The organism is Geoglobus ahangari (assembly GCF_001006045.1).
Taxonomy (GTDB): domain Archaea; phylum Halobacteriota; class Archaeoglobi; order Archaeoglobales; family Archaeoglobaceae; genus Geoglobus; species Geoglobus ahangari.
In genome coordinates, this window is record NZ_CP011267.1 from 1068463 (window position 1) to 1081233 (window position 12771).

Below are 12771 nucleotides of genomic sequence, written 5' to 3' on the forward strand. Positions count from 1 at the left end.
GTTATGAGGCACACCATAGCCGCGCTTGTTGAGAACAGGCCCGGAGTGCTCGCGAGAGTTGCGGGTCTGTTCAGGAGGAGGGGCTTCAACATTGAGAGCCTCGCGGTTGGAGTCACCGAGAAGGAAGGGATCTCGAGGATGACCATAGTTGTTGCGGGCGACGACAGGACAATAGAGCAGGTCACGAAGCAGCTGAACAAGCTCATAGAGGTCATAAAGGTCAGCGACGTCTCAAGCAACGCAGTGGAGAGGGAGCTGGCCCTCATAAAGGTTGCGACGACCCCTCAGACGAGGGGGGAGATAATTGAGATCGCCAACATCTTCAGGGCGAGGATAGTTGACGTCTCGAGGGAGTCCTTCATAATCGAGATAACGGGAGACGAGGACAAGGTCAACGCGTTCATCGACCTCATGAGGCAGTACGGCATAAAGGAGGTCGCGAGGACAGGGAAGATCGCGATGCAGAGGGGCAGCAAGTCAATGGAATGACCGAGTTCAACCCTTTTTTTAAGCGCTACTCGAAGGGTCTTAGGAGGGTTGCGGTAGTATACCCGAACAGGTACGTTGGGGGAATCTCCAACCTCGGAATCCAGAGGCTCTACTTCGAGGTGAACCGCTCTGAGAAGTACCTCGCGGAGCGGTTCTACACAGACGTGTTCGACGGGCTGAGGAGTGTTGAGAACGCCACCCCCCTCAAGGACTTCGAGGTTGCCCTCTTTTCCATCCAGTATGAGGAGGACGTTTTCAACGCGGTTCGGATTCTGAGAGAAAGCGGCTTCTCCGGAAGAAGCGTCGCTGGAGGGCCGTGCGTAATCCAGAACCCCCTCCCCTATGCTAAGATCTTCGACAGGCTGTTCGTTGGCGAGGCTGAAAACGCTGTGCTGGACGTGGTTGAGGATAGGGCTGTCGAGGGGCTGGTTCCCCACTCGTACAGGAGAAGGAGGGTGGAGCTCGACAGCGAGATGAGGAGCGAGATTATCGGCGAGGGAGCTTACGGGAGAGCGCTGATCGTGGAGATCGGCAGAGGGTGTCCGAGAGGATGCAGGTTCTGCGTGGTGAGGCAGATTTACTCACCTGCGAGGTGGAGGAGTGCGGAGAGCATTCTCGAGTTCGCGGAGGAGAACAGGAAGCTTGCTAACAAGGTCGCCATAGTCGCCCCTTCCCCCACCGACCACCCGGAGTTCAAGGAGATTGTCTCGGGTCTGAGGGAGCTGGGTTTCGAGGTCTCCCCGTCCTCGATAAGGGCCGACAGGTTTGACGAGGAGATGGCAGAGCTGATTTCGGGGACGAGAACCCTCACCCTCGCACCCGAGGCTGGCAGTGAGAGGCTGAGGGAGGCGCTGAACAAGGGAATCTCGGAAGATGACATCATCAGTGCGGTGGAGATCGCAGAAAGTGCTGAGAGGATCAAGCTGTACTTCATGTTCGGACTGCCGGGAGAGGAGCAGGAGGATCTGGAGGAGATAGTTAGGATGGTGGAGAGGATAAGGAGGATGGGCAAGAAGGTAAGCGTCTCCGCAAACCCACTCGTGCCAAAGCCCCACACCCCGTTTCAGTGGCTGCCCTACGGGGGAGACCCTGAAAGGGACGTCAGGGAGAACCTGAGGGAGCTGAAGAGGAAGAGGAAGTTCCTGCTCTCGAGGCTCAGGAGAGTCGCGGACGTTGACGTTGAGAGCGTGGAGAGGTTTGCCGTGCAGACCATAATCTCCCGGGGGGATGAGAGCGTTGGAGAGCTCATCGCAGGGGGAGCGAGACCCTCGGAAATCCTCAAGCGCGCTTCTGAGTTCCTTGAGCCATTGCCTCCTGACGAGGAGCTGCCGTGGGACAGGATTGAGATGGGGTACAGGAAGAGCAGGCTGAGGAGGGAGTTTGAGCTCGTCATGGAGAGGTTTGGGTGAGCATCTGATTTTCTCTTGTGCAACATTGTTTACAGAAAAAGATATATCCAGCATTAGACAACCCTTCACTCCCATGATGTGCGAGAAATACAAGAGGAAGGTGCTGCCCATCGAGTGCGACTGGTATGCGTGCAGCTACTGGGTGGGCAGCGGAGGTGTGTGCTTTAACGGAAGAGTGTGCTTTCTGAACACGGCTTTGGACACTCAATCCACTTTGTAGATTTCGGTTCCCCTGCTCTCAAACACCTTCTCCATGCATGAGAAGTTCTGCTCTCCGTAAAGGCTTTTCTCGTATTCTCCGTAAACGATGTAGGTGGTGTTGTACGATCTCGCTATCTCGAGGGCTATCTCGCAGGACGATGTGTAGATGGTCCTCACGTCCCCCATCCTCCTCGCTATCTCCTCACCGTTGTCCCTCCAGTGCACCTCGTGGTTCGGCCAGGCTATGATCGCCTGATCGCCGGTGAACGAGGCAATTCTGCCGCTGTACGTGTAGCTCCCCTCAACGCCCTCCACGATAACCGCATTCTTCCCGTACAGCCACCTTACCGCGTCGTAGTCCCCGGGGTGACTTTTCTCCATGAACCTGAGGCCGTCAAGCGTGAGCTCGGCCTTGTAGTGCCTCACGGGCGTTGCAACAGCTGGGTAGACAAGCATGAGGGCGATCAGGACGATGGCGACCCTCTTCCTCTCCCGGTAGAGATCCCTGATCGCCATGGAAATGGCCGGGATCAGCAGAACCCATGAGAGCAGGTAGAACTTGAAGTACGTGTTCATCCTGAAGTCTATTGCCACAAACTCACATGCGAGGATGAAGATTGCCGCGAAAATCACGAGCACGTCCTCGAACTCTCTTTTCTTGAGAGAGTATATCGCTGGAGGGGCGAAGAGGAAGGCCGGGATCAGAGGTGAGAGTATCGCAGAAAGGAGGATTGCTGGCCTCTCCCTTATCTCGTCCCTGTACCTGTAGTAGAGGGGAGGTAGCAGCAGCCCCCAGAACAGCAGAAATGAAGAGAGGGGGCTGAACTCCATGGTTATGAACACGGGTGCGCTGACCCTCATCTCGAGCTTGAAGGCGAGCATCAGCAGGGCTGATGCGAGGACGTGTGGCCAGTAGTTCCTGTCCTTGAGGAGCATCAGCACTGCGGATAGTAGGAAGAATGCAGGAGCGTCCCACGAGTTTGTTGCAAATAGAGCGAAGTTCATAACTGGTATGGCCCATGAGTACTCGTTCTCCCTGTAGAACCTGTACAGGATGGCGATGAACAGTATCTTGAGCGGTATCGCCACCACGTGGGCGTGGAGGTCCCCGTGTATGAAACTGAAGTATGGGAACTCGGTTATCACGTTCCCGAACGTACTGTCTGGTATTATCCTCGTGGAGTTCCAGTAGAAGAGGTACCTCGGAAGACTTCCTGAGGAGAGGTGTTTGAGGAGCTCGTAAACCGCATACAGCGGGCCGGCTATGAGGGGAACGAGTCCAATGGCACCAGTCCCTCTCTCCCTCAGGAACCCGTGCAGGGTTGAGACCGATATCGCCCCAACGAACGCCATCGCTATGTTGTACGCGTACCACGGGGGAGTGAGGGTGAGCTTCGCTATTACGGCTGAAATGACGGAGCCGAAGTAGTAGTAAACGTCCAGCCTCTTTCCAGCGAAGTACGGGTCCGGGGGAGGAAAGCGGTCGGCATTTAACACAGCATTCAGGAAAGCGGAGTCCATGAACTTCTCAGCCCCGATTATGTCCGGGACGAGGCTCCTGAGGAACAGGAAGAAAGCAAAGGAGATCAGGAACACCGCTTCGTTCTCTCTATCGAGTCTGAAAGACTCCCTCCCGATCCTGAACAGCGTGTAGAATACCACAAAGATCGTGGAAAGTGTGAATGCTGTGGTGAAGCTGGTGAAGTGGCCGAGAACGTAGGTCAGGAAGGAGATGACCACTATGGATAGTAGCTTGGAGATGTGGTAGTCCTTAAACGTGTTGGAGAGGAGTACGAGCGCGAGGACGAGCAGGGCTATCCCTTCGATCACGATCTCATCTCCTTCAGGCTCACTCCAAGCTTCACCGACGAGGCGAGGCCGAGGACGAGGGTGGAGATGTTTTTCACCGCATGGTCGGCTATCGCAACCGCAAGCGCCTCGTTACTCGAGATGGCGGAGGAGAGTATGAGGGTGAGCGTGGCCTCGTACGTCCCCACGCCTCCCGGTGTGAGTGGCAAGATCTTAACAACATTCCCCATCGCAACGGCGAATGCCGGGAGGTAGAGCTTTACCGGGCCGAAGGATGTGAGTATGATGTAGCAGACGAGGACGTCTATGAGCCAGATGGCTGTTGAGAGCGGAACGAACACCGCGGCCTTCCTCGAGAATATCAGGCTCTTAGCGTCCTCCATAACCCTTGCAACGTACCCCCTCGTTCTCGACAGGAAGACAACCCCCAGTATTATCAGGCCGAGGAACGCGAGGGCGTAAATTAGCATGTCGAAGTACTCGGCGCCAACAAAGACTATGCTGGCGAACGCTATTATCAGGATGGCTATGACGTCGTATATCCTCTCCGCCGCGAGACCGCTGAAGCTCGTCTGGTACGGCACGTCTTTCTTCGCGTAAACGTAAGCTCTGCCGAGATCTCCTATCCTCACTGGGGTTATCACGTTGAGGGTCTGGCTGATGGACGTGGCCATGACCGCGTACCAGACACTCACTCCCCCTTTAATGTCCTTCATGAGGAGTTCGAACCTCACGCCTCTCAGGATGAACGAAAGCGGGTAGATCATGAAGGCCAGCCCGATTTTTCGGACGTCCAGACTCCTGAGAGCGTACATCAGCTTCTCTGGGTTGGCCACGTAAATCAGGCTGGCAAATATGAGGACTGTGACGGCTATTGAGAAGTAGAGAAACCCCCTCTCCGAGTGCCTGAGGAGTCTGGAGAAGAGGTAGGCAGACGTCTTAAGGACACTCACGCTCCCGTCGTCGGAGTGCCTCCACCTGACCGGAATCTCCTTAACCCTCAGCCCCTCCCTCTGGGCGAGGACGAGAAGCTCGGTGTCCCAGAACCAGTGGTTGTCCCTCACCTTCTCTCCCAGCCTTAGAGCCACATCCCTCTTAAACGCCTTGAACCCGCACTGATGGTCTCTAACCTTCGAGCCAAGCAGAATTCGCACGAGGAGGTTGTATATCCTCGACGGAAGCTCTCTGAAGAATGGCCTCTCTGTTTCGCTGCCCTTAACGAGCCTCGAACCGATCGCGATGTCGTAGCCACTCTCGATAGCCCGGATCAGATCCTTGATGTGTGAGACGTCGGTGGAGAGGTCGGCGTCCATGTAGATGACGATCGGGTATCTGGCCCTCTTTATTCCCTCAAAAACCGCCCTTCCCTTGCCCAGCCTCTCATCGCTGTGCAGATGGGTTACGAATTCATACTTCTCGGCAAGCCTTCTCGCTATCTCGTCTGTTCCGTCCGTGGAGCCATCCTCGGCTATTATTATCTCGAACTCGCTGAAATTATCCTGAAGGTACTTTGCGAGTGTCTCGACGCTCCTCTCGAGTCTTTTTGCCTCGTTGTGTGCTGGGATGATCACTGAAAGCATTGTATGGGGATTGGTCAGATTGTTTTTAAAATTATGGAGTGGCCGTTGAAGGAAACGTATCCCTCTCCTCTTCCCTTCGTCAGCATAACTCTCCTCAGCGGGGTGATTCTCAGCCCTTCTCCCGCAGAAATTCTGTGGTGCATGTCGGCGTAGCTCATCCCGTAGGCGAGTTCGAAAGCGACACTTGGGGTGGTCAGCCTTGCGTTCACCTCGATGACGTATGGGACATCTGCCACCACGAGGTCAACGCCAACGTAGCCGTTAAGGCCCTTAATCTCCGAGGCTGCGTTCACAGCCTCCTCGATAACGTCATCTCTCCACTCCCCCGGGACAACTGCCCCCCTGTACTCGAAGCCGCTCAGAATCTGCTCGTTGACGCTCAGAACCTCTATGTCTTCCCCAAGATGGAGGCTGACGCTTACGCTCTTCCCCTCAATGAGCTCCTGAGCTATGAACCCCTTCGGAACCTCCCCGCCTCTCCTTATCCCCTCTCCGCCGCACGAGACCCTTGGCTTCACGAGATAATCACAGGAGAGATCTTTCAGTGAAGTTTCGGGGACGCTGACCTTCCCTTTGAGCTTCCTGTAGGTCTTCCACTTGTCTGACGTTATCTCCACCGCTCTGCTCGACGAGCCGAGGTTCTCCACCCCAGCCCGCTCCACCTCCCTGACCAGCTTGAGGAGGGTGAGGTCGTTTTCCGGGGCGACTATCAGCGCGGCGTCTGCCGACTCAAGACACTCGCGAAAAGAGAACTCGGTGGGGAAGGGAAACATCCCGGAGAACTCCGGCCTGATGTATGAGACGAGGTCGTAGTATCTGGAAAAGCTGAGCATGCTCTTGAACATCGCAAGGCCTTCAACAGCGATGCTGTCGGGGATTTTTTCCTCGCAGACTCCGTGCTCGTAGATGAACAGCCTACTCCTCTTCCTCATACTCCTCTTCGTTGAGAACTATCGCTATGTCTGCCGAGTTCTTCAGGGCTGTGGAGAACCCGGGTTCGGCGCCTATGATTATCGTCTCCTTCCCAACCTCCATGGCCTTCTTCAGCACCGCCTTGAAGTCCGCGTCCCTCGTAACGAGGGCGAGAACGTCAATGCTGTCGTTGTAAACTATCTCCATCGCCTCGACGGCCATCCTGACATCAACATCGCCCGAGGTGATTACGGGCTCGAACCCCTGATTTTCTATGGCCTCCACGAGCTTGTCCCCGGCGTACTGGTTGAGGAAGACCTTGGCTATCTTTATGTCTCCGTACTCGCACAGGATCTCCCTGATCTCCTTGAGGTTCAGGTTGAACTCCTTTCTGAGCATGTTCGGGCCGTCAACGAGCACGCCTATCTTCTTCTTGTTCTCCTTCCTCGAGGAGAGCACCTTCTTGAACTTCTGTATCTTTGACACGTTTATGGATGGTTTTATCGGCATGATCACCACCAAAGATGCAATCAGATGTCTACATCAAAAACTTCCCTTGCATTTTTTATAAGCTTGATGGCGAGCTCATCCACACCAACACCCTGCAAACTGGCAACTGTCTCGTAGGCCATTCTTACGTTGGCGGGCTCGTTCCTCCCCTTGACGGGGGAGAGGAACGGGCTGTCGGTCTCGAGGAGCAGGTGGTCGACATCTACAACCTCGGCTATCCTCTTCACGTTGTCCGAGAAGCAGACAAGGGTTGAGAGGGAGATGTAGTGCCCCGCATCTGTTATCCTGCCAACAAGAGATGTGCTTCCTGTGTAGCAGTGGAACACTGCCGTAACATCCCTGCTCTTTATCAGGTCGAATGCTCTCTCCTCAGCTTTTCTCGCGTGTATTATCAGGGGGAGCTCGAGCTCCTCCGCCAGCTCAACGAACTGGAGGAAGATCTCCTTTTGCTGCTCGTAGCTGGTCTTCGCCTTCTTCAGGTCGAGCCCCACCTCTCCCACGCCGATTATCCTGTCCCTGTTCTCCTCTATCTGGTTTGCAACGTACCTCGGGTCGGACTTGCCTATGCGGTTCGGCGAGAATCCGAGTGTGGAGAAAACGAAGCCCTCGTAGTTATCGGAAACGCGCAGGGATCTCTCGTTTGATGTGTAGTCGAAGCCGGAGTCTATCAGAAAGACAACTCCAGCGACCTTGGCCCTCCTGATAACCTCATCCCTGTCCCTGTTGAAGCTGTCGAAGTTCAGGTGGCAGTGCACGTCTGCGAGTTCCATCATCTGTTCTTCCTCATCTTCATCAGGTAGTTCACGGCATTTATCACCGCGTCGATGCTCGCCATGACGATGTCCGCCCCGGCTCCTCTTGCGGTGAAGCTCCTGCCGTCCTCGTCCTCGACCGTCACGTAAACCTCCGCGAGAGCGTCGCTCCCGCCAGTTATCGCATCCATCCTGAACTCCGTGATCCTGATGCTCTTACCCACGAGCTCAGCCACCGCCTTAAGCGCGGCATCAACAGGCCCAACTCCTATTGCGGAGGTCACCCTCTTCTTTCCGTCCACCTCCGCGTTAATAACTGCAGTTGGGGTTATTCTGTTGCCCGTGAGCACAGTTGCTTCGTCCAGAATTATTGCCCTCTCCTCCTTCCTGACCTCGCCCATCAGAACCTCTGCGAGCGTTATCACGTCCAAGTCGGTAACCTTCTTGCCCTTGTCTCCGAGCTCCTTGACCTTCTCGACGATCTTCGTCAGAATGTCCTCGCTCACCGCATACCCTGCATCCTCGAGCATCTTCTTTATCTGGTGCCTTCCGGCGTGCTTCCCTATGACTATTCTCCTCCTGTGGCCCACCATCTCTGGAGTTATGAGCCCGGGCTCGAACGTAGCAGCCTCGCTCAGCACACCGTGCGCGTGAATTCCGCTCTCGTGGCTGAACGCGTTCTCGCCAACTATCGGCGTATTGGGCGGGAGCTTTATTCCAGACAGCCTCTCAACGAGCCTCGCAGTCTCTACCAAGTACTCCGTTTTTATGTTCGTCTTTAGCCCCTCCACCGCCGTTATGAGCATAACGACCTCCGCAAGGCTCGCGTTTCCTGCCCTCTCGCCTATCCCGTTCACCGTCACCTGCACCTCGTCTGCTCCGGCTTTCACGGCCGCATAGGTGTTCGCCACCGCTAAACCAAAGTCGTTGTGACAGTGCACGTCTATTGGAACCTTCAGGTGCTCCCTGAGCTCCCTTATCAACTCGTACATTGTAAAGGGGGTTGCAACGCCAACTGTGTCTGGGACGTTAACTATGTCCACTCCGGCCTCCTCAACTGCCTTGTAGATCGTCTTGAGGTACTCGACCTCCGTCCTCGTCGCGTCCATGGCCGAGAACATGCACTCAACCCCGTGGGACTTGATGTACTCCACGCCCTCAACCGCCATCTCTACTATCTCTTCCCTGCTCTTCTTTACCGTGTGCTCGATCTGGATTTTTGAGGTGGAGATGAAGATGTGAACCATATCAACATCAGCCTGAATCGCCCTGTCGATATCATGCTTAACGAGCCTCGCGAGACCGCAAACCTTTGAGTCAAGCCCGAGGCTCGCAATCTCCTTAACTGCATCGAACTCCCCCTGCGTTGCAGCAGGAAAACCAGCCTCTATGATGTCAACTCCGAGCTTGTCAAGCTGCTTGGCGATCTGGATCTTGTAGCTCAGGGGAAAGGATATTCCGGGCGTCTGCTCCCCATCTCTCAGCGTGGTGTCGAATACTTTGACGGTTCGCATGCTTCCACAATTGAAGCTTCTAAATAAAAATTTATGGTCTCACAAAATCGAACCTTCGCGTTAATATTACGGATAAATGACCTCGGGCGGGAGCTTCTTGCTTTCCTCCGCCGGGCGGGTTATGACGAGCACTCCCAGAAACTCGTCATCAGACGAGCGGATGGCGCAGTAAAACTTCTCGTACTCCTTTCCCTCGTGCGTGACGGTTCTCCTGAACACGTCCTTCTTCCTGTTCCTCAGCTCCTCGAAAATCTGCCTGACAAACTTGGCGGTTACCTTTGAGTGGAGCTCCTCCACGCTCTTCCCAATAACTCCGCTATCGTTAATTATCTTACTGTTGCCGTACAAAAACGTGAGAATACCTTTTTTGTCTATAAAAGCCACGGAATCATTTGAATGAATTACGTTTGCCGGAGTGAACACGTTTTTTATAACTTCGGCCAGCGGGTCGGAGGAATCGAGCGCCATTATATTTTCATTCAGATAATAGAGGTACTTCTTTCCATACCTTCCTCTCGACCTGACCTCTTTTCTTTCGAGTATTCCCTCGCTATACAGCTTTTCAAGAGCTGAAGAGACTGTAGTGTAAGGTACCTTTATACCATCACTTTCCAGCTCTCTTTTTACCTCTCTGGCGCTCATCTTTTTTCCGCTTTTCAGAATTGAAATAATCTTCAGCTCTTTATCTGTCAGCGACCACGACACAGGATTCAAGTGGGTTCACAGATATATAAATTTTTTTCGGGTTTTTACGTAATCTCACATAAAATTAACTGAAACATCGGAAATTTTTTAAAGCCACGGTGTAAATATGGGTTCGGAGGTGAAACTCTGGGAACCTCTCGCATGAATTCGGAAATCCAGAGGCTTTTTAGAGGAGGTGAAACATGAACGTAACGAGAAGAGATTTTGTGAAATTGTGTGCCTTCGGAGCGATTTCTGCAGGGGTTGCAAGCAGGTACTTCCAGCTCGCATCATCCCAGAGCGCTGGAAGCGACGAGATAAAGATGGTCAGATCCACCTGCTCTCCGAACTGCACGGGAGCGTGCGCGTATCATGCGATGGTGTACAGGGGGAGAATAACCTCGCTGATTCAGGCTGCGGACTATCCTGAGTCCGACTACAACCCCAGAGGCTGTCTGAAGGGCCAGTCGATGGTCAACCTGATCTATGGTCCAGACAGGCTGAAGAAGCCACTCATAAGGGTCGGTGAGAGAGGGGAGGGCAAGTTCAAGGCCGTCAGCTGGGATGAGGCTCTGGACTACGCTGCGGAGAAGCTCGTTGAGGTGATGAAGAAGTACGGGCCTGACAGCATAGCGCTCTCGATTCAGGTTCCGGGAACAGGCTACGTGCACAAGGGAGCCGCGATAAGGCTCGCGAGCATGTTCGGCTGGAGCGTGCTGCACGGATACACGATGAACGGCGATCTGCCGGCGTTCTGGTCCCAGACGTTTGGAGTCCAGACCGAGGAGTTCGAGTCCCTCGAGTGGGTGAACTCGAGGTACATTGCCGTCTTCGGCTCGAACATCCTTGTTACGAGGCTGCCCGACGCCAAGTTCCTGAACATCGCCAAGGAGAGGGGCGCCAAGGTGATAATGATCGACATGAACTTCACCCCAACTGCGGCAAAGGCTGACGAGTGGATCCAGATCAACCCGTCTACCGATGCGGCATTCGCTCTGGGAATTGCGAACGTCATAATCAACGAGAGGCTGTACGACGAGGACTTCATAAAGTCCTACACGGACATGCCGATTCTCGTCAGGCTGGATAACCACAAGAGGCTCAGGGCTTACGAGGTCAAGGAGCTCAAGGATGAGGCTGAGAAACTGAAAAAGGAGATCCCCGAGTACAGAGATCTGTTCGTGGTCTACGACGTCAACGAGGGCAGGCTCAAGATCGTCAACCCGGAGACCCTCGAGAGGGACTTTGAACCGGCGCTTGAGGGAGAGTTCGAGGTTGAGCTCGTTGACGGAACCACTGTCAAGGTCAAGCCGGTCTTCCAGATGATCAAGGAGCTCGTCACGAACGAGTACACCCCCGAGAGGGTTGCGGAGATCATCACACCGCCTGGCAGGGACAAGGCCGAGTACGCCCAGCTGGTCAGGAGAATCGCCAGAGAGATGGCCACAACAAAGCCGCTCCACATAATCTACGGTGCGAGCAACTACCAGTGGTTCCATGGCGATCTGAAGGGAAGGGCTCTCGCCCTGATCGTCGCCCTGACCGGGAACATCGGCAAGCCGGGTGCCGGAATCTCGACCTATGCGGGACAGTTCAAGATTCGCTGGCCGCTCGGCATGTGGTGGCTGTTCAAGGGCAGGAAGACCAACTGGGTTACATACCTGCTCTGGATGAACAAGGAGTACAGGCAGAGCGAAGAGTTCAAGAAGTACAACCGCGAGACCCCGTATCCGAAGAACGATGTCAAGGCCTTCGTGTTCGGGTGGAACAACCCGTTCGACCAGCACAACATGGCCAACAAACTCAAGGAGATGGCCAAGTCCGGAGAGCTGGAGTTCATCCTCGCGATAGACTTCCAGGCCACAACTTCAACCAAGTGGGCGGATGTTGTCCTTCCGGGTGTTGCCTGGTATGAGAAGTACGAGCTGACCGCCACGATCCTGCACCCGTACGTCCAGATGCAGCAGCCGGCCATAGAGCCACTGTTCGAGTGCATGCCCGAGATCTGGATATTCAAGGAGCTGGCGAAGAGGATGGTGGCGAAGTGGAATGACGAGGAGCTAAAGGCTCAGATCGCTGAGTTCTACCCAGACCCGGCCCTCTTCGAGAAGGAGGAGAACGCGAGGAAGAACGGAACTTGGAGCCTTAAGCTCGCGAGGGAGATAGCCCACGAAGCATCCCTCAAGGCAACCGAGCTCATGCTCGGCAAGCACGAGCTCACAAAGGGCATAACCCTCGAGAGGCTGCTGAAGGAGGGAGCGATCAGGCTCAACTTGCCGACTCCAGACAAGAGGCAGATCCCGTTCTGGGAGCAGATTCACGAGAAGAAGCCGTTCCCGCCACCGTCATTCCCAGCACCGCTCGCCAAGACGGCGAGGTTTGTGAAGTCGGGTAGGATTGAGTTCTACAAGGAGGAGGACGTGTTCATAGACTTTGGAGAGACCCTGCCGGTGCACAAGGATCCGTTTGTCGATACGGAGTACAAGGTCAACCCACAGGCCAAGAACAAGTACAAGTACGCCTTCATAACGAGAAACGCCCTCTACAGGGTGCACTCAACGCACAGCAACAACATAACGATGCTCGAGCTCCAGGACTTCAGGCCGAGGGTCTGGATGAACCCCGAAACTGCGAAGGAGAAGGGAATCAAGCCCGGAGATCTGGTGGAGGTCTACAACGACAGGGGCAAGGTGAGGGGCTACGCGGTCATAGACCCCGGAATCCACCCGAGGGTCATCATCTTCGAGCAGGGCTGGTGGAGCAGGTATCTCAGGGGCGACTCCTATAACACGTTGACTTTCCCGTGGATCAAGGCGGTGCACCTCGCCTACTTCGTGCCGGGAATCTGGGAGCCCACGACGGCATGGAATGAGTGCGCGTGTGATGTTAGAAAGGTGTGAGGTGAGTGCAG

General features: G+C 54.8%; 11 protein-coding genes. 4 read left to right on the top strand and 7 right to left on the bottom strand.

Going from position 1 to position 12771, the window contains the following annotated elements; all coding sequences use genetic code 11:
- Positions 1–3: 3 nt before the first annotated feature.
- From ilvN to GAH_RS10715, 3 genes are all read left to right on the top strand, one after another.
- Positions 4–489 carry an acetolactate synthase small subunit gene (ilvN, locus tag GAH_RS06305; protein ID WP_048095416.1) on the top strand — a complete coding sequence of 162 codons (486 nt, stop codon included), beginning with the start codon at positions 4–6 and terminating at the stop codon, positions 487–489.
- Positions 486–1898: a radical SAM protein gene (locus tag GAH_RS06310; RefSeq protein ID WP_048095417.1), complete on the top strand. Its 1413-nt coding sequence runs from the start codon at positions 486–488 to the stop codon at positions 1896–1898. The genes ilvN and GAH_RS06310 overlap by 4 nt, the downstream gene beginning before the upstream one ends.
- Before the next feature lie 73 nt (positions 1899–1971).
- Positions 1972–2118 (top strand): hypothetical protein, encoded by a 147-nt coding sequence (locus tag GAH_RS10715; protein ID WP_156967408.1) that lies wholly within the window; start codon positions 1972–1974, stop codon positions 2116–2118.
- Here GAH_RS10715 and GAH_RS06315 read toward each other — a convergent pair.
- The 7 genes from GAH_RS06315 to GAH_RS06345 form a co-directional block, all read right to left on the bottom strand.
- Positions 2103–3929: a DUF2298 domain-containing protein gene (locus GAH_RS06315; protein ID WP_048095418.1), complete on the bottom strand. Its 1827-nt coding sequence runs from the start codon at positions 3927–3929 to the stop codon at positions 2103–2105. The genes GAH_RS10715 and GAH_RS06315 overlap by 16 nt on opposite strands.
- Entirely contained in the window at positions 3926–5488 is a 1563-nt protein-coding gene (locus GAH_RS06320; RefSeq protein WP_048095420.1) for a flippase-like domain-containing protein, read from the bottom strand. Before GAH_RS06320 ends, GAH_RS06315 begins: the two co-directional genes overlap by 4 nt.
- 14 nt (positions 5489–5502) lie before the next feature.
- Positions 5503–6420: an ATP-grasp domain-containing protein gene (locus GAH_RS06325; RefSeq protein WP_048095421.1), complete on the bottom strand. Its 918-nt coding sequence runs from the start codon at positions 6418–6420 to the stop codon at positions 5503–5505.
- The gene (locus GAH_RS06330; protein WP_048096797.1) at positions 6404–6910 is read right to left on the bottom strand and encodes a TIGR00288 family NYN domain-containing protein; all 507 of its coding nucleotides are present in this window, start codon (positions 6908–6910) and stop codon (positions 6404–6406) included. The genes GAH_RS06325 and GAH_RS06330 overlap by 17 nt, the downstream gene beginning before the upstream one ends.
- Positions 6911–6930: 20 nt before the next feature.
- Positions 6931–7683: a YchF/TatD family DNA exonuclease gene (locus GAH_RS06335; RefSeq protein WP_048095423.1), complete on the bottom strand. Its 753-nt coding sequence runs from the start codon at positions 7681–7683 to the stop codon at positions 6931–6933.
- Positions 7680–9176 (bottom strand): 2-isopropylmalate synthase, encoded by a 1497-nt coding sequence (locus GAH_RS06340; RefSeq protein WP_048095426.1) that lies wholly within the window; start codon positions 9174–9176, stop codon positions 7680–7682. The genes GAH_RS06335 and GAH_RS06340 overlap by 4 nt, the downstream gene beginning before the upstream one ends.
- Before the next feature lie 66 nt (positions 9177–9242).
- A complete protein-coding gene (locus tag GAH_RS06345; RefSeq protein ID WP_048095428.1) occupies positions 9243–9881 on the bottom strand; it encodes a PAS domain-containing protein in 639 nt (212 codons plus the stop codon).
- A 182-nt stretch (positions 9882–10063) separates the two neighbouring features.
- On the opposite strand from GAH_RS06345, the gene GAH_RS06350 reads away from it, so the two are divergent.
- The gene (locus GAH_RS06350; protein WP_048095430.1) at positions 10064–12760 is read left to right on the top strand and encodes a molybdopterin-dependent oxidoreductase; all 2697 of its coding nucleotides are present in this window, start codon (positions 10064–10066) and stop codon (positions 12758–12760) included.
- Positions 12761–12771: the final 11 nt, after the last annotated feature.

What these genes read in the sequence shown, in the direction of transcription:
- GAH_RS06340 (WP_048095426.1), bottom strand. Translation starts at nt 9,176, where the DNA reads ATGCGAACCGTCAAAGTATTCGACACCACGCTGAGAGATGGGGAGCAG.
- GAH_RS06325 (WP_048095421.1), bottom strand. Translation starts at nt 6,420, where the DNA reads ATGAGGAAGAGGAGTAGGCTGTTCATCTACGAGCACGGAGTCTGCGAG.
- GAH_RS06310 (WP_048095417.1), top strand. Translation starts at nt 486, where the DNA reads ATGACCGAGTTCAACCCTTTTTTTAAGCGCTACTCGAAGGGTCTTAGG.
- GAH_RS06330 (WP_048096797.1), bottom strand. Translation starts at nt 6,910, where the DNA reads ATGCCGATAAAACCATCCATAAACGTGTCAAAGATACAGAAGTTCAAG.
- GAH_RS10715 (WP_156967408.1), top strand. Translation starts at nt 1,972, where the DNA reads ATGATGTGCGAGAAATACAAGAGGAAGGTGCTGCCCATCGAGTGCGAC.
- ilvN (WP_048095416.1), top strand. Translation starts at nt 4, where the DNA reads ATGAGGCACACCATAGCCGCGCTTGTTGAGAACAGGCCCGGAGTGCTC.
- GAH_RS06350 (WP_048095430.1), top strand. Translation starts at nt 10,064, where the DNA reads ATGAACGTAACGAGAAGAGATTTTGTGAAATTGTGTGCCTTCGGAGCG.
- GAH_RS06335 (WP_048095423.1), bottom strand. Translation starts at nt 7,683, where the DNA reads ATGATGGAACTCGCAGACGTGCACTGCCACCTGAACTTCGACAGCTTC.
- GAH_RS06320 (WP_048095420.1), bottom strand. Translation starts at nt 5,488, where the DNA reads ATGCTTTCAGTGATCATCCCAGCACACAACGAGGCAAAAAGACTCGAG.